This window comes from Blautia sp. RTP21359st1_E11_RTP21359_211015 (assembly GCF_040910705.1).
In the GTDB taxonomy this organism is placed as follows: Bacteria; Bacillota; Clostridia; order Lachnospirales; family Lachnospiraceae; genus Blautia_A; species Blautia_A fusiformis.
This window is the reverse complement of sequence record NZ_JBDGAB010000041.1, coordinates 1-22,093: the sequence shown is the minus strand read 5'-3', so window position 1 is coordinate 22,093 and position 22,093 is coordinate 1. Positions and strand designations below refer to the sequence as shown.

The window sequence follows — 22,093 nt, the reverse complement described above, 5'->3', positions numbered from 1 at the left end:
GTTATCTTCTTCCCTTCCGTCTCATTACAAGCCGGATTCCAAACACCTCTTCAAAAAATTCCTTTTTATCTTTCAGAAGCCCCAGTTCCAGAGAAACATCCCTTGCGGAATCCACCACCAGGTAAAGAATCCTGTCTTTTAAGGTTACATTAAGCGCTTTTACCTTCTGGTAATGGCTTCTGTCCATAGCATTGGCCAGGCGGAGAATCGCGGTCAGCTTCGCAGTCAGGAGATAATTTCCCCTATTCATGGATGTTTCACGGTTGATTTCTTCGTAGCAGCCGAATTCTCTGGTATTATACCTTACCGCACTTGCGATCACCTGCCGCTCCTCTGTGGAAAGACCTATGATTTCCGTAGCCATGATGATCCGGTAAGAGCATTCTGCCACCTCACTCATACTGATATATTTTCCGCAGTCATGAAGAAGAACTGCAATCTGCAAAAGAAGCCGTTCACGTTTTCCCATGCCGTGGATCTTCCTTGTGCTGTCAAAAATATCCAGTGCCACATCGGTAGTTCCTGCAATGTGGTTCTTTCCGCTGGAATACCTTTTGGCAATGTTCCTGGATGCCACCAGGATATCATTTTCAAAATTGTGTACACTTTTCAGATATTTGTTTTTTTCCGCATAGTCATAGGCAATCCCGTCCAGAAGAGAAACACCCGGGATCCAGAGTGCTTCTGCCTGAAAGATTTCTATAAAATTTCGGATGATAACCATGTTCGGCACGATCAGAGACGCATATTCCGGTTCCAACTCCATGGATTCGGCAAGGTCATGATCGGACATGTTTACAATGGTCTCGTATTTCTTCAGGAATTCCTCCTTTGTGATGATATTCTCTCCGGATCTGTCCTGAAAGATCGTATCTGTGAGAAAATCTCCCATCAGGATCAGATTGGAGATTTCCTTGTCCTTAAGATAAAGACGTTGAAAGCTTATCAGATCATTTCGGATAAATTCCTCTATCAGCCGGTCATAATGTGGAGTTGTTTTCTCCAGTTCTTTCAGACGTTCGCGGATACGAAGACTTCCCATACGGATACTCTGGGTCAGCACCAGAGCATCTTTGTCAAAGAGAGAAATCTGCAGATTTCCTCCTCCGATATCCAGGATCGCCGTCCCCTTCTGAATAGCCTTTTTGAAGCCGGATTCAATGGCAGCAATGGATTTATATCCCAGAAAATGCTGTTCCGCATTACTCAGGATCTCTACCCGGATACCAGTTCTCTGATAGATCTGCTCCAGGATGATCACCGGATTTTCCAGCTCACGGAGAGAGCTTGTTGCACACGCACGCCAGCTTTCTACCCCAAATTCAGCCATCATGCGTTTAAAATCATTAAGGATCTCGCAGAGCTCATCTACAGTCTCCATCTCTAGCCGTCCTGCAGCATAAGTTCCACGGCCCAGCTCCAGCTGGTAACGGACATCATTGATCTCCCGGAAGCCGATCCGCTTTGACATTTCAAAGATCTTCATACTGACTTCATAGGAGCCTATATCAATTGCTGCAAAGGTTGTCACCGCCATAGTTTTTCATCCTTTCCCCCAATACACAGGTAAACTATTTCTTTTTTTCTTCCTCTGTTCCCACAATATAATCAATAAACTGCTGCGCTGCACGTCCGGTCAGTCCGCCGTGAGAGATCTCCCACTGGTTGGCTTTCAGAAGCAGTTCCTCCTCCGGCATGGTAACTCCATAACGGGCTGCCAGTGTGCGGACGATCTCCTGGAACTGTTTTTTGTCCGGTTTGCCAAAGTAGATACGGACGCCAAAGCGATATACCAGGGAAAGCTTCTCCTGCACGGTGTCGGAGGAATGCAGATCATTGTCATCTGCGATCTCCAGCTTATCTGTGGCACGCTCACGGACAAGATTACGCCGGTTGCTTGTGGCATAGATCAGGACATTGTCCGGTTTTTTCTCAAGACCGCCCTCGATCACGGCTTTCAGGTATTTATATTCGATCTCAAACTCCTCAAAGGAAAGATCGTCCATATAAATGATAAAACGATAGTTACGGTTTTTGATCTGGGCGATGACTTCATTAAGATCCTGGAACTGATGCTTATAGGCCTCAATGATACGAAGTCCCTGATCATAATACTGGTTCAGGATTCCCTTGATACTGGAAGATTTACCGGTTCCCGCATCACCAAAGAGCAGACAGTTGTTCGCCTTTCTCCCCTGTACAAATGCCTCTGTATTATCAATGAGCTTTTTCTTGGCGATCTCATATCCTACCAGATCATCGATCTTCACATGCGCGATCCTTGTGATAGGCTGGATCTCCACCTTTCCCTCCTCATCGTGGCCGATACGGAATGCCTTATGGAGACCAAGCTTGCCAACACCGAAATCTTTATAGAAGGATACCATATCATCCATAAATTCTTCGGTTGTGGTGGCTGCTGCCAGGGTTTTGCTCATCTGACAGATACGGTCACGGATCCTGGTATTAAAGAGCTTGCTGTTCTCATCCGGTGTCTGGTAATCACAGATCACCCTGCAGCATACAGTTCCGAACACTTTATCAAAGACCGTGATGTCAAAATCATACAATTCCTTGAAAATCTGGAAATCATTTTTTGCCAGGTCGTTAATGCTGCCCTTGATCGCTCCTCGTATCTCGCTTGCCATACTGAAAGCGTTCTCATGATTTACCAGAAGGAAGGTAAGATATGTATGCCAGATATTTCCGGAAAAACCGTACATTCCTGCCAGCTCCACCAGCCCGTTGACACTTTTGAAAAACTGGTCTTCTCTTGCCTTGAGTGCTTCTTCATCTGCTTCATAAAGATTAATAAGTTCTGTCATATCGTCCAGTATCTCACCGTTTGAAAATCCACGGTAAAGGATACATTCCTGAATTCTTGCCAACATAATAATTTAACTCCTCTGTATCTTAATAATTTCCAAGAACACGGAGAACATTCGCCTCTGCCTCGATTCCTCTTAACGCATTCTCCACAGCGCTTTCGCCAAGTTTCCCTGTGAAATCCACGAAAAAACGGTATTCCCAGGATTTTCCCGGAATCGGACGGGATTCAATTTTGGTCATGTTCAGTCCGTTGTAGATAATATGTGAAAGCATGTTGTAAAGAGTTCCGCTTTCATGAGGCAGCTCAAAACAGATGCTGATCTTCCCGGCCTTTTCCTCGTATTCCGGTTTCCTGCTTACAATAATAAAACGTGTAGAGTTTGCTTTTTCTCTGCAGATATTTTCTGCAAGGACCTTCAGACCGAATACCTCACCAGCCTCACGGCTTGCGATAGCTGCCACGCCTTTGTCCCCCACCTCACTGACCTTTTTGGCCGCGCCTGCGGTGTTTTCCACTTCCTTCTTTTTCCAGGAAGGGTTTTCCTCCAGAAATGCCTTGCACTGGGCAAGCCCCTGAGGATGAGAGCAGACTTCCCTGATATCCCCTATCTGTGCATCCGGCATGCCCAGAAGCACATGATCCACACGGATGATCTGCTCGCCTACGATATACAGCTTGTACTCCATAAGAAGGTCATAGATATCAGCCACGATACCTGCAGTAGAATTCTCAATAGGAAGTACCGCATAATCGGCCTTGCCATGGGTTACATCCTCCATAGCTGTCCTCCATGTTTTTACATGGTAGCTTTCGATATTTTTCCCAAAGTACTGCCGCATAGCCGCATAGCTGTAGGCTCCCTCTACACCCTGGAACACAACCGTTGCGTTTTCAAGGGGAACATGCTTCACAGTTGTGAAATTGCGCTCTCCGTAAATCCCATGCTCTGTCAACAGCTGGTACTGTCTCTTACGGCTGATGGCCATGATCTGACGAAAAAGCTCCTGCACGCCGAGGCTGTTAAAGTCCCCGTGGGCCTTGTTTTTCAGCGTATGGATCTTCTGGCTCTCACGTGCCGGATCCAGTACCTGCTTACCGGTTTTTATTTTATATTCAGCGACTTCCTCACTCACCTTCATTCGTTTTTCAAAGAGACGTACGATCTCACTGTCGATCTCATCGATCTCGTCTCTGTATCTTTCCAAATCCGTCATTGGTTTCCTCCGTTATGTTTCCTGATAATTTCTGTAAGATCCCCCAGGAACGCCAGGGAACCAAAAGCAATGATCACATCCTCTTTTCCTGCCAGCTGATAGGCCTCTGCTACTGCGGCTTCGATGTTGTCAAAGGGCCTTACATCAGAATGAAATTCCCGCACCGCATCTGCCAGCTCCTGCGGGGTCAGAGCCCTGGGGTTATCCGGTGCCGCAATCGTCAGGATGGTATCTGCGTATTTTTCTGTTTTCCGGATGACCTTGCGGTAATCCTTGTCACGGAACATTCCCATGATGTAGATGATCCTTTTTCCCTTAAAATACCGTCCAATGGATGCAGCCAGCATGTCTGCCGCTGCAGGGTTATGAGCTCCATCAACCACAAAATCCGGTTCTGTCCCGAGAAGTGCAAATCTTCCCGGCCAGGTGGTACGTTTCAATCCATCCTGTCTCTGGACCAGTGTTGTGGGATATCCCTGTTCATTCAGGATTTCCAGTGCTCGGAGCGCTGCCACCGCATTTTCCTTCTGATAGGCACCTGCCAAGGATATTGTATATTTTTCTCCTTTATAAAGAAAGGTCTGGCCAGTTATGGATGCTTCCAGTACCTCTGCGCTGTCCTGGTCTGCCGCCTCGTATGGCACATTCTGTTCTGCGCATATTCTTCGTATGACCGCCTCTGCCTCCGGCTGCTGCTTTACAGTTACCATATGACTGTTCGGTTTAATGATGCCGGCCTTTTTTTCTGCTATCTCGCCCAGGGTATTTCCAAGAAATGCCGTATGATCCATACTGATGGATACCAGAATGGAAAGAACTGTAGTACTTATAATGTTGGTGGCATCCAGATCACCGCCCATACCAACTTCCATTAATACCAGATCGCATTTCTCATCCCGAAAATAAAGAAATGCGGCTGCAGTTTCAATTTCAAATACTGACGGATGCGGTTTTCCCTCTTTTACGATCTCATCGATCACCTCCGCGATCCTTGTCACATATGCTGCAAATTTCTCTCTGCTGACAGGTTCTCCGTTAACCTCCATCCTCTCTCTGTAGGAATAGACCGCCGGGGAAATATATCTTCCGACCCGGTAACCTGCACCTGATAAAGCGGAATACAGATATGCGATCACAGAACCCTTTCCGTTAGTTCCCGCTACATGAACATACTTCAGTTCATCCTGGGGATCTCCAAGCCGCCTCATCAGTTCTCTCATATTTTCCAGTCCCAGAACAATTCCCTTTTTCAATTCCGCAGCTCTGATGTAGGCACGACTTTCTTCATAATTCATCGTCTGTTTTCTCCTTCCGCATGTGTTGATGATCCATTACTGCTTTTTCACTTTGCAGTAATAATTTTGTTCATTATAACCCACGTGTATATTTTTTTCAAGGCAGGGAAGGCTATTAAAGACGCTTTTCCACGTTAAATATATTTAAAGTCCAGGCGGATATTCGCAGCCCCGCAGGGGACTTTCTTAATTCAGTTAAACTGACATTTTTCCGGAAAGCGCAGGATTTCTGCTGATGAAAAGGAGCTTTAAAATGCAAAAGAAGGATTTTTTTCTATGCGGTTTTACAGGCTGGTGTCTGGAGATCTTATGGACAGGACTGCACTCTCTTGTCACCGGACATTTTACTATGATGGGCAAAACCTCTCTTCTGATGTTCCCTGTTTACGGACTTGCAGCACTGATCCGTCCGGCTTACTACAAGCTTGCCCGCTTTCCGGTTATGGTACGGGGGATCATTTACAGCTGCGGGATTTTTTTCGTGGAATTTTTAAGCGGATCTTTTTTTCAGAAGCTTCACATCTGTCCCTGGGATTATTCTCATGTTCCGCTTCAGTATAAAGGAGTGATCCGGCTGGACTATGCTCCTCTGTGGTTTTTTACCGGTCTCTTTTTCGAATGGCTTCTTCGACAAAATCCTCGGAAAGTCTCTTGAAAATCTCACAGTTATATTATATGATAACTGGAAGGAATCTTATTTCCAGTAAATAATTGGAGGTACAACATGAGACATTTAATGAGTCCATTGGATTTCTCGGTTGAAGAGCTTGATAAGCTTCTGAATCTCGCCGACGACATCGGGAAAAATCCAAAAAAGTATGCGCATACCTGTGATGATAAAAGGCTTGCGACATTGTTTTACGAACCAAGTACACGTACACGTTTAAGTTTCGAAGCAGCCATGATGAATCTTGGAGGAAAGGTTCTCGGTTTTTCTTCTGCTGATTCTAGCTCCGCATCCAAAGGCGAAAGCGTTGCCGATACTATTCGCGTTGTTTCCTGTTATGCAGATATCTGTGCTATGCGTCATCCGAAAGAGGGTGCTCCGCTTGTAGCTTCTATGTCATCCAATATTCCGGTGATCAATGCCGGTGATGGCGGCCACCAGCATCCTACCCAGACATTAACCGATCTTTTAACTATCCGCTCCCTGAAGGGCAGACTTGACAATATTACCATCGGCCTCTGCGGTGACCTGAAATTCGGCCGTACCGTTCACTCTCTGATCGAGGCTCTGGTCCGTTATGAAAATGTGAAATTTGTTCTGATTTCTCCGGAGGAGCTTCGTATTCCAAGCTATATCCGTGAGGATGTTCTAAAACGCAACAATGTCGAGTTTGTCGAGGAGGAACGTCTGGAGGATGCACTTCCGGATCTGGATATCCTGTACATGACCCGTGTTCAGAAGGAACGTTTCTTCAACGAAGAGGATTATGTCCGCATGAAAGATTTCTATGTTCTGGACAAACAGAAAATGGAGCTTGCACCGAAGGATATGTATGTCCTCCATCCACTCCCTCGTGTTAACGAGATTTCTGTTGAAGTGGATTCTGATCCACGTGCCGCTTATTTCAAACAGGTCCAGTATGGTGTGTATGTCCGTATGGCCCTGATTCTTACATTACTGGAGGTGGAACTGCCATGTTAAACGTAGGTGCTCTTCGTGAAGGTTATGTTCTGGATCATATCAAAGCCGGCAAGGCAATGACGATCTATCATGACCTGAAGCTGGATAAGCTGGACTGTACGGTTGCTATCATCAAAAATGCCCGCAGCCAGAAAATGGGAAAAAAGGATATCATCAAGGTTGAATGCCCCATCGAGGATCTGGATCTGGATATCCTTGGTTTTATCGATCATAATATTACCGTAAATATCATCAAGGACGAAAAGATCGTTGCAAAGAAAGAGCTGAAGCTGCCGAAGCAGGTTGTGAACGTGATCAAATGCAAGAATCCTCGCTGCATTACTTCCATCGAGCAGGGACTGGATCAGATTTTTGTTCTTGCAGATGAAGAGAATGAGGTTTACCGGTGTAAGTATTGCGAGGAGAAATATAGAGGTAAACGGAATAAATAGGGATTCAAGGATTCCTGCGAGAATTATTGACAACCGGACGCGTCCGGCTCCTGCGAAGGCCTGAATATCGAAGCGGGAACTGGGCGCTGTGTTTTCATAGAAAAGTTTTTTACAAAAAAGCAACTGATATTTTACAGAACATATCTGCAAAATATCAGTTGCTTTTATTATGTGCTTATTATCATACACAGTCAGACCGATAAGCCGGGTTATGTCGTTGGGTGATCATCTATCTAGGCCTTCCGTTGCCAGAAGGCTCCAGCGACCTACCTGAAAGCACGACGGGCCGCCGTATGGCTTTCTTCTCGGTCTTGCTTCGAATGGAGTTTACATGTGCCCGCTCTGTTACCACAGCGGCGGTAGTCTCTTACACTGCCTTTCCACCCTTACCCCGCAAAACGGGGCGGTTTATTTCTGTTGCACTGGTCTGGGAGTTACCTCCACCGGACGTTATCCGGCATCCTGCCCTGTGAAGCCCGGACTTTCCTCGTCTGGACCCTTTCGTCTGTCCAGCCGCGATCACCTGGCCTGGCTGCGCACCTGCTATTTTAACACAGGTGTATAGACTTGTAAAGTTGGAATTTTCTTGGTCTCCTATGTCTTTTACATGGAAATCCATCCAAATGCATTTGCCACAGAACTGAAAAGAATGATCGCCGCAAAGATTGGGCAAAGATACTGGATCATAAAATTAAAGATTCTTTTTCTGCGGAAAGTACCACCTTCCTGCAGTACTTCCTCTTCAATCTTCTTTGTACCAACTACTCTGGATATCAGAAGACAGGTAGCAATCGCTGCGATCGGCATCATGACAGAGTTCGTCAGGAAATCAAAGAAATCAAGGAACTGCATTCCAATGATCTTAACACACGCCAGAGGACCATAGCCAAGAGAAGAAAGACTTCCGAGAACAACCATGATAATTCCGACAAATACTGTCGCCTTCTTGCGTCCCCATTTCAGTTCATCCTGAAAAGTAGATACTGCACTCTCAGTCAGTGCAATAGAACTGGTCAAGGCTGCACAGAGAACCAGTACAAAAAACAGGATTCCAACCAGAGTTCCAAATCCCATGCTTGCGAATACCTTCGGAATCGTAATAAACATCAGTGCCGGTCCCGCCTGTAACGTATCCGGATCTCCACCGGAAAATGCAAACACTGCCGGAATGATCATCAGACCTGCCATCATTGCGATCGCTGTGTCAAAAATTTCTACATTTTGTGTAGAACCTTCAATAGATACATCCTTTTTCATATAGGAACCAAAAGTTACCAGAATACCCATCGCGATCGACAGAGAATAAAACATCTGTCCCATTGCCGCAACCACTGTCATCCAGGAGAAGTTTTTGATATTTGGTATCAGAAAATATTTCACACCTTCCAGTGCTCCTGGCCTCGTTACCGAATAAATGACAATGACCACAGACAAGAATACCAGTATCGGCATCATTAATTTGGAAACTCGTTCCACGCCATTCTGCACACCTGCATAAATGATCACCAGCGTAAGCAGTGTAAAAAACAGGAAACAGGTTTCTGTAGAAAATCCATCCGCTATAAAAGCAGAAAAATATCCGTCTTCAGCAAGAGTCTGACTGCCTCCCTTTACATACTCCACCAGGTATTTAATTACCCATCCACCGATCACGGAATAATACGGCACGATCAGAACCGGTATGATCGCATTGATCCAACCGCCCAAAGACAGCCACTTTGATTTACCAAAAGTTCCAAACGCACCTACCGGACTTTTCTTTGTCATACGTCCCAGAGCTGTCTCTGCCACGATCATAGAATATCCGAAGGTCAATGCCAGAATGATATAGATCAGTAAAAAAATTCCACCGCCGTACTTTGCCGCCAGATAAGGGAATCTCCATATATTCCCAAGCCCTACCGAAGCACCAGCTGCAGACAGTACAAATCCAATCTTCCCGGAAAATGTACTCCTCTCATGTTTATGTTTCTCCATAATTCTTCCTTTCCCGTCACATATTTGTTTTTTGTATTCTTTATGTCTTCTCAATTTCCGCTCATATGATAATACCATGCTTTTATCCCTCAGGCAAACAATATATTAAAAAAATACAGAGCCTATATTTCCTGAATTACTGTTCACTCCATTCTCAGTAACACGCTTCGCGGTGCACAGAATTTATGCTAATCACATAAATTCGCGCAGTATGGCTCGGGTTTTCTGTGACCTTCGCTCACAAAAAACACCTCGCGGAATATTACCAGTAAACAGTAATTTTCCTGTTCTGCATCCCACAACCATACTCTCCGCACATTTTATATTTTTCCTGCCAGCTGGATGCACCAGCCTGGGGGAGAGGATATCGGTTTGGGCTGCTGCGGAGGAGGGGTGATAACTACTTGGGCTGCGGGAGTCGGCGTTATTGCGGCAGGGTCAGCTGTCTGAGCCAACGGCGAGTTCTGGCCCTGCCGCAATGCTTTTAGCCGACTCACGGAGTCCTAGTAGTATCCCCCGACGGAGTCCCTGCCCGGACCGATATCCTCTCCCCCAGGCGTCCGTCGTCCGCCATCCGTCATTCTGCTACCACCACTTTCCCCAGCAGTATCCCCCCTACGCAACCATCCACTCTGACGTCATCATCCAAACATTCGTTCGTAAATTAATTTCCTACCGGAGCACCAACGTCCACTCCCGCCGATCCACAACCTCACCGATCACCCCAGCCTGCAAACCAGCCGCATCCAGCCGCTTCAGGATCTCCGGCACATCCCTCTCCGGAACCGCCGCCAGCAATCCCCCAGAAGTCTGCGGATCAAACACCAGATCCTCCCGCCAGAGTACCGCCGAACTCTTCACTCCGGTTTTTTCAGCAAACTCCCGGTTCCTGTAAGCCCCACCCGGAAGCAATCCCATAGAAGCAAACTCCTTCACATCCGGAAGCACCGGCAGCTTCTCCGTATCGATCACAACCGTCCGGTCACTGGCCACAGCCATCTCCGTAGCATGTCCCCCAAGGCCAAACCCCGTCACATCCGTACAGGCATGAACCTCAAACTCTTTAAAAACCTCACAGGCGTCCCGGTTCAGTTTCTTCATGGAAGCCAAAACCGCCTTACGTGCACCTTCCGTCACCAGCTCCGCCTTGATCGCCGTATTCACGATCCCCGCACCCAGCGCCTTCGTCAGGATCAGCTTATCTCCGGTCTGCGCTCCAAAATTCTTCCAGAACTTCCTCGGATCTACAAAACCCGTCACACTGAGCCCATACTTTGGTGTATCATCCTGGATCGTATGGCCACCGGCAAGAACCGCCCCGGCCTCCATCACCTTATCTGCACCACCACGCAGGATCTCTCCGAGGATCTCCACATCCATATCCTTCGGAAACGCCACAATATTCAAAGCCGTCTTTGGAATTCCACCCATAGCATACACATCACTCAACGCATTGGCTGCTGCGATCTGCCCGAAATCATAAGGATCATCTGCCACAGGCGTAAAAAAATCCAGTGTCTGGATCAGCGCCAGATCATCACTCACCCGGTAAACTGCAGCATCATCCGAAGTGTCCGTTCCAACCAGAAGATCCGGATCGCAGAACTTTGGCAGCCCTCCAAGAACTCCCGCCAGAGTCCCCGGTCCTACCTTAGCTGCACAGCCACAGTTTGGAGCCAGTTTTGTCAGTTGTACTTTTTCTTTCATGATCATTTTCCCTTTCCTTTAAGCCCTGTAAATCCCGACATCCATCCGCAGCACCACAGAGGACTTTAACTTTTCCGATTCACACTCAAAAGGCTCCACACACCACAGATCCTATGCACAGAGAAATCCTAATCTTCTCATCTTTGTGCCAACCGATATCTGCACTGCATAGAGCCTTATATCTACATATGGCTTTTTTTATTCATACAATTAATTTATACATTAAAACAACTACCGCCAATAAACTCCCTCAGAAGCGAATTAAACGGAACACCCTCACTGGGCACCGGCACAAAATAATCCAGGAACTTCAAAAGCCGCTTCGCCTCCTGATACTCCGGTTCACTCTTGTCAATTCCAAAAAGCAGCGGTTCCGCATAAACCTTCAGGCAGGCAAGCTCATACACAAGAGCAGAATTAAACATCACATCTGCTTCCTCCTGGAACGGAAAAATATTCTGCTCCTCGCCTCTCCGTACAGAAGGCCACCTTGCAATGGTATCCTTTGCGGAAGTTCCGCGTGTACGTGCATCACGGACAATTCGGCGGATCAGTCTTCCATCCGTTGTGGGGATCCGGTTATGCTCATCAATATTCAGCTGTGTCAGCGCACTGATATAGATCTTAAACTTACTCTCTTTTGGAAGGGCATAACTCAGCTTGTCATTAAGCCCGTGAATGCCTTCGATGACCAGGATATCATCTTTTCCAAGCTGAAGCTGGTCTCCCCGGTATTCCCTGCATCCGGTCTTGAAATTAAATGTAGGAAGATCCACGGTTTTTCCCGAAAGAAGATTCAGCATATCTTCATTAAACTGCTGCGTGTCAATGGCTTCCAGACACTCATAATTCTTTTCTCCGAATTCATCCAGCGGCGTATGTTCACGATCCACAAAATAGTTATCCACAGCAATGGGATGCGGCTTCAGACCATGAGCAGAAAGCTGAATAGATAATCTGTGAGAAAAACTGGTCTTTCCGGAAGAAGACGGACCTGCGATCATTACGAACTTTACATTGCCCCTTCTCCGGATCTCCTCGGCAATCGAAGAAATCTTGGCCTCATGGAGTGCCTCCTGAATCAGCATCAGGCTCTGCACACCTTCTCTTGTGATCCGGTCATTGAGATCTCCTACAGTGGCAACATCCAGCTTATCGCCCCACTCTTCCGATTCCTTCTGCACATGGAAGATCTTAGCCTGGGGTTCAAAAGGCTCCAGCACATCCGGGTTCTTCTGCCTCGGAAGGATCAGCACAAAGCCTTCATCATAAAGCTGCAGATCAAAATACTTCACATAGCCGGTATCTGGTGCCATAAATCCGTAAAAATAATCCTCGAAATTTTCCAGGCTGTAAATATTCACTCTGGAAACCCGTCGATAACGGAACAGCTTTTCTTTATCATACATATGATGCCTGTGGAACATGGAAACGGCATCATCCGTGCTGACACTGCGTTTGCAGATCGGAAGCTTCCGTTCTACCAGTTCCCGCATCCGCACTTTTACCCGGTCAAGAAGCTCCTGATCCAGGGTAGCACTGCCTTTCATGGTAAAATAAAGAGCATTTCCAATAGAATAATGGATCACAACATGATCCACATTCTCTTTTCCAGCTACATCAAAAATTGCCTTCAAAAGAATAAAGATCGCACTTCTCCGATAGGTTTTTCGACCGGCACTGTCCTTTGCGGTTATAAATCCCAGTGTACAGTCATGCTGAAGCTTCTTGTAAAGCTCACGGAGCTTTCCGTTCTCAGTCACAAGGATCACCGGATACTCTGTTTTGCCCTCATAATCCCTTATGATCTCAGAATACGGTGTCATTTTGGGGTATTCCCTTGTTTCTCCGTTTATGGTCACTTTAATCATTGTCTGTTCCATAACGATCCCCTCCACAGGCTTATATATTTATACAGCTGCCCGATTTTTCGGACAGCCATGTGTTTCACAATTCATTTTTCCGAAACGGATAATCGTATTCCGTCCCACTACATATTCATGAATACAAGCACTTTTTGCAATCCGCTTTTACAAAACAGTATATGGATTTTTCACACTGGCGCAGGTTGTCTTAAGCGCAGAGAATGCCGCATTCAGTTCCTTCTCCATAGCTTCCGCAAAAATATACTCTGTACCGTAATGTCCGGCATCTACGATTGCCAGACCATCTGCCATAGTATCGATGGCAGTATGATAATCAATATCTCCGGTCACATATACATCCGCACCGGCGGCCATTACATCACCGATCATACTCTTTCCGCTTCCTGTACAGATCGCCACAGTCTCGATCTTCCGATCCAGATCACCGTAAACCCGCACATCCGGAAGATGATTGCATTCTTTTACATATTTTCCAAACTCACCAAGAGTCATAACATGGGGAAGCTTTCCTACTCTTCCGAACCCCTCCGGCTGCTCCCCGGATCCATCGGTAACTGTAAGCACCCTTGTATCCTGAAGCTTCAGATGCTCTGCGCTTAAATCTGCCATTCCGATCACATCATAATTGGTATGCATGGCAAAATACGGGATATCCTCCTTTATCAGACGGAGGATCTTTCTTCCGGTAAAGGTATGGTTGTTGATCTTTTTGATTCCGGAAAAGATCATTGGGTGATGGGTAAGAATCATATCCGCACCAGCAGCCACCGCCTCATCCAACACCGATTCCGTAAGATCCAGTGCAAGAAATACATGGGAAATCTCTTTCTGGTAATCTCCCACCAGCAGTCCCACATTATCCCAGTCCTCCGCAAATTTTTGCGGATGATGCTCATTCAGCCATTCGATCAGTTCATATGCTTTCATATCGTTTCAGAGCTGTATGGATCAGCTCCATTTCCTCCTTTACTTCTGCCAGACGAGTTTTTGCGGAAACAGACTCTGCCCCGGAAAGACCGGCAAGTATTTTCTTACGGATCATTTCCTCCCGTAGAAGATACTCTTTAAGGACCGGGTGACATTTTTTCAGAAGGAGAGTTCCAAACCAGGCCTCTTCCTCTGTGTAAACAGTCTTTTCTCCCGAATTGTTACGTACCGCTTTCATCATAGGATAAAATTTTCCGTCTTCTTTTATCATTTCTTCCCTTACGATCTCCCAGCCGATCTCAGAAAGAAAATGCCGGAAATGAGGAAGGTCCGACTGAGGCTGCAGGATCAGTTCCTGAAACCCCTCCCGGACCTTCGCTCCATCCTTTAATATCCTTTCCATCAGAGGACCACCCATTCCCGCGATCACCAGGGTATCACCTTCTCCCGGCTCAAGCTTCGCAAGCCCGTCGCTCAAACGGGTCTCTATGTAATCTTCAAGGCCATAACGGGTAATATTCTCCCTGGCTCTTGAAAGCGGTCCCGGACGTACATCCATGGCAATGGCTGACGGAACTGTTTTTTCACTGACAAGCCAGATCGACAGATAGCCATGGTCACATCCTACGTCTGCCAGCCGGTTTCCTTTTGTTACCATACCGGCAATGGCACGAAGACGCATGGAAAGCTGTACGGATATATTTTTATCAGTCAAGATAATCCTTCAGCTTGCGGCTGCGGCTGGGATGACGCAGCTTGCGCAGAGCTTTTGCCTCGATCTGACGGATACGCTCTCTTGTGACATTGAACTCTTTACCAACTTCCTCCAGAGTTCTGGCACGTCCGTCGTCCAGTCCGAAACGGAGGCGGAGAACCTTCTGTTCACGGTCAGTAAGCGTACTTAAGACTTCTACCAGCTGCTCCTTCAGAAGTGTAAATGCAGCTGCATCTGCAGGTACCGGAACATTATCATCCTGGATGAAATCGCCAAGATGACTGTCTTCCTCCTCACCGATAGGAGTTTCCAGAGATACCGGCTCCTGGGAGATCTTAAGGATCTCACGTACACGGTCTACCGGCATGTCCATCTCCTCAGCGATTTCCTCCGGCGTAGGTTCACGTCCAAGCTCCTGGAGCAGCTGACGGGAAACACGGATCAGCTTGTTGATAGTCTCAACCATATGCACAGGGATACGGATGGTACGTGCCTGATCTGCAATGGCTCTTGTGATAGCCTGACGGATCCACCAGGTTGCATAGGTACTGAACTTGTAGCCTTTTCTGTAATCAAATTTTTCAACGGCTTTGATAAGGCCAAGATTTCCCTCCTGGATCAGGTCGAGGAACAGCATTCCACGTCCAACATAACGCTTTGCAATGCTGACAACAAGACGGAGATTGGCCTCTGCCAGACGTTTCTTGGCAGCTTCATCCCCCTTTTCCATTCTCTTGGCAAGCTCGATCTCCTCATCTGCACTTAACAGACTGACTTTACCGATTTCTTTCAGGTACATACGGACCGGATCCTCGATGCTGACACCTTCCGGTACAGAGAGGTCGATCTTATCAAGCTCTACCTCTTCTTCATCTTCCATCCCATCCATATCCATATCGTTATCAAGGAGGAGTTCGTCACCGCTGTTGTCTGTGATACGGAGAACGTCCACACCGCTGGCCTCCAGGAAGTCAAAGACTTTCTCCATCTGATCTACTTCCAGTGGAGAGTCCTTGAAGAAGTCGCTGATCTCCTGATATTCCAGCACATTCTTTTTCTTTTTCGCAAGTTCAAGAAGCTCTACAAGTTTCTCGCTGAATTTTGCCATATTCATTTCCATAGGTGCTCTATACCTCCATATAGTGTTTATATTTTATCCTTAATTGAAAGAAATATGCAGTTGCTGCCTCTTTCTTCCAAGGTCTTCCAGTTCTTTTTTTGCTTTTATCAGTTCCTGAAGCCCGGCCATGTCTGACGGGTCCCAGGTACGGTTTTTTTCTTTGAGGCTTTCTTCCTTGATCCGCAGCAGCGCATCGGAAAAAGCCCTCTGCTGTTCTCCTTCGTTTTCCAGATGAATGGTGGCGTTAAAAAGAGATGCCACCTCCCGCTGCTCCTCACTGTCTGTAAAGGCGTTGAGAAGCTTTCCCGGATTGGTCTCTCCCTCCTTATGCTGTTCAAACAGCATCTGGGCTACCTCTTTATACAGCGGTACCACAAAATCGGAAGGGGAAATGTATTTTTCCACCTGTTCAAAAATACCCGGATAATTTACAAGCCAGGTCAGCATCAGCTTCTGCGCTTTGTCTGCGGCGGATTCCTTTTTCTTTGTTTCCGGAGTCCCGGACTTTGGCTGGATCCGTTTCTCTGCAGGCGTTCCCTTCAGAGCCAGCGTGTTGACCCTTTTCCGGATATCCTCCGTGCCCACTCCATAGCGGCCGTATTCCTTTACAATGGCTTCTATATAAAGATTCCTCTCCAGTTCATCGGAAAGCTCCAGAAGCATCCCGGCACACCGCTCAAAAAACTGATTCTGTCCCTGGGGTGCATCCATGGCAAATTCCTGTTCCGCAATATGTACACGAAACATAAAGCTGTCCATGGCCCGGTTCAGACGTTCCTCAAAGGCCTCCGCTCCTTCATTCTTGATGAACTCGTCCGGATCCTTCCAGGGCTTCAGGCTTACTACCCTGGACGTGACTCCCGCCTCCCGCAGGATCGGGATCGCACGAAGTGCCGCCCGGATCCCTGCACCGTCACTGTCATAAAGAAGCAGGACTTCCTTGGTGTAACGTTTCACAAGACTTGCATGTCCGGAGGTCAGTGCAGTTCCAAGCGACGCCACTGCATTGGTAAAGCCTGCCTGATGCATGGCGATCACATCCATATATCCCTCACAGAGGATCAGATAATTCTTCCTGGTGGTCCTGGCCACATTCAGCCCGTAAAGATTCCGGCTCTTATCAAAGATCTTCGTCTCCGGTGAATTCAGGTACTTGGGCTTGCCATCTCCCATGACACGACCTCCGAAACCAATGACCCGGTTGTTTACATCCATGATCGGGAAGATCACACGGTTCCAGAACTTATCATACATGCCTCGCCGCTCATCTACATTGAACAGGCCGGATTCCCGGAGAAGTTCATCACTGTAGCCCTTACCCTTAAGATATTTGTACAGATCATCACTATACTTGTCCGAATATCCAAGACCGAATTTACGGATGGTTTCCTCGGAAAGACCTCTTCCTGTCAGATATCCGTAAGCCGTCTTTCCGCCTTCTCTCCGGAGCTGATAATAAAAGTACTGCGCTGCCAGCTTGTTGATCTCCAGAAGATTTGCTCTCTGTTCTGCTTTTTCTCTGGCTTCTCTGGAATACTCGATCTTCGGAAGCTCTACCCCTGCCCGGTCAGCCAGATGTGACAGCGCCTCACCAAACGAGTAATTCTCATATTCCATGATAAAATTGTATACGTTTCCTCCTGCCCCGCAGCCAAAGCAGTAATACATCTGCTTGGATGGCGTTACGGAAAAGGAAGGGGTTTTCTCATTATGGAAGGGACACAGCCCAAAATAGGAACTCCCCCTCCGTGTCAGTTTCACATACTGGGATATCACGTCTACAATGTCATTTTTCATTCGGACTTCTTCTATGATGTCATCTGAATAACGCATGCTTATCCCTCTTTTCCATTTAATAGACCTCCCAAGCTCTCGGTATATAGATCTCCCTGAATTTCTCCATGGAATACTGATCCGTCATTCCCGAAATATAATCACATACTGCCTGTTCCTTAGGTACTCCCCGGTATTCCACCAGTTCCCTGTATTCCCGGGACATTGCCTCCGGATGGTCAGTATAATATCCGTACAGTTCACTCAGCATCTGGATCACTTTATCCTCTTCCTTCCTGGCAACCGGATTCTCATAGACATTCCGGAACATCAGCGCCCGAAGCTCCATCATCGCCTCAAAAACATCCGGCGACATGGAGATGCTGTCTTTCCCCATACTGTTCTCTATAATATTATGTACGAAAGTATTCAGCCGTTCTCTCGTGGTATAGCCCAGAAAAGTTCTCATTGTGACAGGAATATCATCTTCTGTGATGATCCCTGCCCGCTGGGCATCGTCCATATCATGGTGGATATAGGCGATCTTGTCAGAAAAACGTACCACCTGTCCTTCCAGTGTGAAAGGATTTCCGCTGGTGCGGTGATTCATGATCCCATTTCGGACTTCCCAGGTAAGGTTCAGCCCGTTTCCGTTCTTCTCCAGTACTTCCACAACCCGGACGCTCTGCCTATAGTGTGCAAAGCCACCCGGATGTACCTGATCCAGTGCTCTCTCTCCTGCATGTCCAAAAGGCGTATGCCCCAGATCATGTCCCAAAGCGATTGCTTCCACCAGATCTTCATTTAGGCGAAGTGCCTTGGCAATAGTCCGGGCGATCTGCGATACCTCCAGTGTATGTGTCAGCCTGGTACGGTAATGATCTCCCTGTGGTGCCAGAAACACCTGTGTCTTATCCTTCATACGGCGAAAAGCCTTACAGTGAAGGATCCTGTCTCTGTCTCTCTGATACGTTGTCCGCACATCGCATTCCTCTTCCGGGTGCTCCCGGCCTCTGGTATCTGCGCTGTGAGAAGCATAAGGGCTCAAAAGCTCCCGTTCTCTCTGTTCCATGCTCTCTCTGATGTTCATAAGCATTTCCTCCACAGTCTGACAAACAGCGGCGACAAAATACCCTCTGTTAATTATATTCTACACAAAACCACAAATTCCTCTTTTCTGAAAAAATAATTCAAAAAATATTGGAGTTACGGTCTGATCAGCCCTTAAGATGTCCAAAATTATCCTATTGTATATGAAATGAATACAAATATTACGCAGATCTTCCCATTTCAGCTTCTCACCAGTGCAGGCATGCAATAATTTACTTTCATATAGCCAAAAACAGAGCTGCAATTCACAGCTCTGTTTTAAAGTCATGCGGAAGATGGGACTTGAACCCACACAAGCGCAATGCTTACAAGATCCTTAGTCTTGCTCGTCTGCCAGTTCCGACACTTCCGCATATCGCATTTCATTGGAAATTTCCAATGCGGAAGATGGGACTTGAACCCACACGAGCGCAATGCTCACAAGATCCTTAGTCTTGCTCGTCTGCCAGTTCCGACACTTCCGCATGACCGCATTTCCTTGGGATTTTTTATTTTCTCCCTCGCGACAAGTGATAGTATAGCAAAGTGGATCTTGTATGTCAACACCTTTTTTCAAAAGTTTTCTATTTTTTCGGTTTTTCTGTTATTTTGTCACGATTATCTTTGGTCCGGCGCCCTTTGCACGGAGGAGTTTCGTCGGGATCGTAAGGGCCTTTCTTGCTGCCTTGTCCGTAGCTCCGGTAAAGACTACGGTTCCCTTGCCGGATGTGTCTGCATTGGATATCTTATATTTCAGCCTGCTGACTGTATAGACTGCGTTTTTCTGAACCGTGATCCGGAATTTTTTTGTAACAGAACCGTTATATTTTCCTTTTCCTTTGATAGTAACGGATGCAGTTCCGATGTTTTTATTATTCTTCCAGGTAAGGGTGTAATCCCTTCCGTTTACAAGCTTCTTACCACCGTAGGTTATGGTGAGTGCCTGGGTCAACGGCTTTCCGGTAAAGGCCCTGGTCTTAAGTGCGGATATCTTTGTTTTGCTGATATTGGTAACCGCTGCAGTCTGTCCACCAATGGAAACAAATTTCACATCTGTAAAAAATACATGATATATATTTTCAAATCGATGCACATTCTTTACATATCGTTCCGCTGCCGAGCCTGTATAGCCTTCTACTGTAAAACCACCGGGAACAACTTCCTCTGCACCATTTCCCCTGTTATAACGTATTCCTAATGCCAGTTCGCCAATATTCGTAACTGATTTCGGAATACGGATCTTTTTCAGCTTAAGGCAATCATGAAACGCCCAATCTTCGATCTTCGTCAGTCCCTCATGTAAGGTCACACTGGTCAGCCCGGTATTGCAAAATGTGTCATACTCGCTATCATATCATATAAACATGATATATTCTATCCGGATTTCTTTTTTACAGATATTTTTAGGTAGCAAAAAAACCTGCATCTGTTTCCAGATGCAGGTTTCCTAAATAAAAAAATGCGGAAGATGGGACTTGAACCCACACGAGCGCAATGCTCACAAGATCCTTAGTCTTGCTCGTCTGCCAGTTCCGACACTTCCGCATATCGCATTTCTTCGGGATTTTTTGTCCTCTCCCTCGCGACAAGTGATAGTATAACAAAGTGTTTTTTGTATGTCAACAGTTTTTTCTAAAAAAATCCAAAATTATTTTTTGTTTATACAATTAATACATTTCGTTTAATAACAATCTGAGGCAGGGAATCTTTCATCCCAGAATTTATACTCCGACACAGGTTACGCCTCAGTCGTAAAAAGAGCAGCCCCTTCAAAAAGGCCGCCCTTCTGTCTCACTTCTGTTTTTTTCTATATGGATCAGTCAAAAATGATAAGTGCCATGAACACAAGATCTGTGTCGCCTGTATTGGTAAGACCGTGTCCTTTTCCATCTGGTGTGATGGTGATGTCGCCGGCCTTTACCGGGCGTTTCACGCCGTTATCGTCGTACTCGCCTTCACCGCTTAAGATATAGTAGGTTTCTGTCTCGCCATGATGCTCATGGTATCCCAGAGAACATCCTTTTTCGATGGTAACCTGTGCGTAAAGTCCGCATTTTCCCTTCAGCTCGTCTCCCTCAAGAATGTCTTTGATGATCACATGGCCTTTACCGCCGCACATATTTTCTACTCTTCTGATACCCATGATAAAATCCCCTTTCGTGATTGCGTAAATTTGTGAAATTTTATGAACACAGGCTTTCTGCGGCCTGTGCCTTACTTCCTGTACAATTATAAATGATATGATAAATTTTCGCAATCCTTATTGTTATTTTCGCAAATTAACTTACAGGCAAATTTTTCCCACTGTTTATTGCTTTTCGCAACCCTGTCTAGAGCTTCTATTCGCAATTGAAGCAGGATACTTCTTTGATCCGGTAAAAAAACGAAGCAGCTCTTTTCCAAAGACCTGCTCCGCAATTTATACTCATATTACAGATTTTTAATTCTCTCAATTGCTTCCAGTGTATTCTCATAGCTTCCGAATGCAGTCAGACGGAAATATCCCTCGCCGTGTGCACCAAAGCCTGAACCTGGTGTTCCTACAATGTGTGCTTTCTCAAGGAGATAATCAAAAAACTCCCAGGAGGTCATCTGATCCGGTGTTTTCAGCCAGATATATGGAGCATTTTTTCCACCGGACACGGAAAATCCTGCCGCGGAAAGGCCCTCGAGGATCGTCTTTGCATTACGCATGTAATAAGCGATCTGCTCCTTCAGCTGTGCTTTTCCCTCCGGAGAGTAAACAGCCTCGCCTGCTCTCTGTACAATGTACGGAGCACCGTTAAACTTGGTTCCGTGGCGTCTTGCCCAGAGACTGTGAAGCTCTACGCCATCACGCACCAGTTCCTTCGGAACAACAGTAAATCCAAGACGAACGCCTGTAAAGCCAGCATTTTTGGAAAAGCTTCGAAGCTCGATGGCACAGGTTCTCGCACCCTCGCACTCATAAATGCTGTGCGGGACATCCTCCTCAGAAATATATGCCTCATATGCTGCATCATAGATGATCACGCAGCCGTTTTTGTTGGCGTAGTCGACCCACTCCTGAAGAGCTGCCTTTGTGATAGCACCGCCGGTGGGATTGTTCGGGAAGCAGAGATAGATCAGATCCGGTACCTCATCTGCCGGGATCTCCGGAAGGAAACCATTCTCCTCTTTGCAGGGCATGTAGATCACACCGTCAAAGTTCTCACGCTCTTTGTTATAAAGGCCAGTACGTCCAGCCATAACGTTAGTATCTACATATACAGGATAAACCGGGTCGCAAACTGCAACCTTGTTATCCAGTCCGAAGATCTCCTGGATGTTTCCGGAATCACTTTTTGCTCCATCGGAAACAAAGATCTCGTCTGCGCTGATGTCGCAGCCTCTGGACTGATAATCATTTTTTGCAATGGCACTTCTTAAGAATTCATATCCGAGATCCGGAGCATATCCGTGGAAGGTTTCTGCGTGTGCCATCTCGTCTACGGATTTATGA

17 protein-coding genes, 3 tRNA genes, 1 other RNA gene and 1 pseudogene are annotated in these 22,093 nt (G+C 46.6%); 3 read left to right on the top strand and 19 right to left on the bottom strand.

The window, feature by feature from the left end:
- Position 1: 1 nt before the first annotated feature.
- Genes AB5026_RS13500 through AB5026_RS13485 form a run of 4 tightly spaced genes read right to left on the bottom strand, consistent with a single transcriptional unit; the run spans position 2 to position 5,339 of the window.
- Positions 2 to 1,537: an exopolyphosphatase gene (locus tag AB5026_RS13500; protein WP_368213483.1), complete on the bottom strand. Its 1,536-nt coding sequence runs from the start codon at positions 1,535 to 1,537 to the stop codon at positions 2 to 4.
- A 34-nt stretch (positions 1,538 to 1,571) separates the two neighbouring features.
- Positions 1,572 to 2,888: an ATP-binding protein gene (locus AB5026_RS13495; protein WP_044960616.1), complete on the bottom strand. Its 1,317-nt coding sequence runs from the start codon at positions 2,886 to 2,888 to the stop codon at positions 1,572 to 1,574.
- 25 nt (positions 2,889 to 2,913) lie between these two features.
- Entirely contained in the window at positions 2,914 to 4,044 is a 1,131-nt protein-coding gene (gene pheA, locus AB5026_RS13490) for a prephenate dehydratase (protein WP_021650329.1), read from the bottom strand.
- Positions 4,041 to 5,339 carry a folylpolyglutamate synthase/dihydrofolate synthase family protein gene (locus AB5026_RS13485; RefSeq protein WP_173775699.1) on the bottom strand — a complete coding sequence of 433 codons (1,299 nt, stop codon included), beginning with the start codon at positions 5,337 to 5,339 and terminating at the stop codon, positions 4,041 to 4,043. Before AB5026_RS13485 ends, pheA begins: the two co-directional genes overlap by 4 nt.
- 253 nt (positions 5,340 to 5,592) lie before the next feature.
- On the opposite strand from AB5026_RS13485, the gene AB5026_RS13480 reads away from it, so the two are divergent.
- From AB5026_RS13480 to AB5026_RS13470, 3 genes are all read left to right on the top strand, one after another.
- Positions 5,593 to 5,994 carry a hypothetical protein gene (locus AB5026_RS13480; protein WP_022426606.1) on the top strand — a complete coding sequence of 134 codons (402 nt, stop codon included), beginning with the start codon at positions 5,593 to 5,595 and terminating at the stop codon, positions 5,992 to 5,994.
- 69 nt (positions 5,995 to 6,063) lie between these two features.
- Positions 6,064 to 6,987, top strand: coding sequence for an aspartate carbamoyltransferase (gene pyrB / locus AB5026_RS13475; protein ID WP_022426605.1), 924 nt, complete (start codon positions 6,064 to 6,066; stop codon positions 6,985 to 6,987).
- Complete coding sequence (locus tag AB5026_RS13470; RefSeq protein ID WP_015525765.1) at positions 6,981 to 7,418, top strand: aspartate carbamoyltransferase regulatory subunit; 438 nt, start codon at positions 6,981 to 6,983, stop codon at positions 7,416 to 7,418. The genes pyrB and AB5026_RS13470 overlap by 7 nt, the downstream gene beginning before the upstream one ends.
- A gap of 184 nt (positions 7,419 to 7,602) precedes the next feature.
- Here the strand turns inward: AB5026_RS13470 and rnpB are convergent.
- From rnpB to AB5026_RS13395, 15 genes and pseudogenes are all read right to left on the bottom strand, one after another.
- Positions 7,603 to 7,953, bottom strand: an RNA gene (rnpB, locus tag AB5026_RS13465) — RNase P RNA component class A.
- 68 nt (positions 7,954 to 8,021) lie between these two features.
- On the bottom strand, positions 8,022 to 9,395 hold the full coding sequence (locus AB5026_RS13460) for a sodium-dependent transporter (RefSeq protein WP_092069463.1): 1,374 nt from the start codon (positions 9,393 to 9,395) through the stop codon (positions 8,022 to 8,024).
- Between the two features lie 672 nt (positions 9,396 to 10,067).
- A complete protein-coding gene (gene selD / locus AB5026_RS13455; RefSeq protein ID WP_368213480.1) occupies positions 10,068 to 11,102 on the bottom strand; it encodes a selenide, water dikinase SelD in 1,035 nt (344 codons plus the stop codon).
- A 215-nt stretch (positions 11,103 to 11,317) separates the two neighbouring features.
- Positions 11,318 to 12,985: a nucleoside kinase gene (locus AB5026_RS13450; protein WP_368213479.1), complete on the bottom strand. Its 1,668-nt coding sequence runs from the start codon at positions 12,983 to 12,985 to the stop codon at positions 11,318 to 11,320.
- A gap of 147 nt (positions 12,986 to 13,132) precedes the next feature.
- Positions 13,133 to 13,915 carry a Nif3-like dinuclear metal center hexameric protein gene (locus AB5026_RS13445; RefSeq protein WP_368213478.1) on the bottom strand — a complete coding sequence of 261 codons (783 nt, stop codon included), beginning with the start codon at positions 13,913 to 13,915 and terminating at the stop codon, positions 13,133 to 13,135.
- Positions 13,902 to 14,630 carry a tRNA (adenine(22)-N(1))-methyltransferase TrmK gene (locus AB5026_RS13440; RefSeq protein ID WP_368213477.1) on the bottom strand — a complete coding sequence of 243 codons (729 nt, stop codon included), beginning with the start codon at positions 14,628 to 14,630 and terminating at the stop codon, positions 13,902 to 13,904. Before AB5026_RS13440 ends, AB5026_RS13445 begins: the two co-directional genes overlap by 14 nt.
- Positions 14,623 to 15,750: an RNA polymerase sigma factor RpoD gene (rpoD, locus tag AB5026_RS13435; protein ID WP_015525760.1), complete on the bottom strand. Its 1,128-nt coding sequence runs from the start codon at positions 15,748 to 15,750 to the stop codon at positions 14,623 to 14,625. The genes AB5026_RS13440 and rpoD overlap by 8 nt, the downstream gene beginning before the upstream one ends.
- Positions 15,751 to 15,789: 39 nt before the next feature.
- The gene (dnaG, locus tag AB5026_RS13430) at positions 15,790 to 17,583 is read right to left on the bottom strand and encodes a DNA primase (protein ID WP_110102026.1); all 1,794 of its coding nucleotides are present in this window, start codon (positions 17,581 to 17,583) and stop codon (positions 15,790 to 15,792) included.
- A 19-nt stretch (positions 17,584 to 17,602) separates the two neighbouring features.
- A complete protein-coding gene (locus tag AB5026_RS13425; RefSeq protein WP_015525757.1) occupies positions 17,603 to 18,613 on the bottom strand; it encodes a deoxyguanosinetriphosphate triphosphohydrolase in 1,011 nt (336 codons plus the stop codon).
- A 287-nt stretch (positions 18,614 to 18,900) separates the two neighbouring features.
- A tRNA-Leu gene (locus tag AB5026_RS13420) sits at positions 18,901 to 18,985 on the bottom strand.
- A 27-nt stretch (positions 18,986 to 19,012) separates the two neighbouring features.
- Positions 19,013 to 19,097: transfer RNA gene (locus AB5026_RS13415), tRNA-Leu, on the bottom strand.
- Positions 19,098 to 19,216: 119 nt separating this feature from the next.
- Positions 19,217 to 19,936: pseudogene (locus tag AB5026_RS13410) on the bottom strand (leucine-rich repeat protein); the annotation flags it as partial.
- A 136-nt stretch (positions 19,937 to 20,072) separates the two neighbouring features.
- Positions 20,073 to 20,157, bottom strand: a tRNA-Leu gene (locus AB5026_RS13405).
- Between the two features lie 271 nt (positions 20,158 to 20,428).
- Positions 20,429 to 20,755 carry a cupin domain-containing protein gene (locus AB5026_RS13400; RefSeq protein ID WP_015525755.1) on the bottom strand — a complete coding sequence of 109 codons (327 nt, stop codon included), beginning with the start codon at positions 20,753 to 20,755 and terminating at the stop codon, positions 20,429 to 20,431.
- 287 nt (positions 20,756 to 21,042) lie between these two features.
- On the bottom strand, positions 21,043 to 22,093 hold a 1,051-nt coding region (locus tag AB5026_RS13395), incomplete at its 5' end, for an LL-diaminopimelate aminotransferase (protein WP_368213475.1).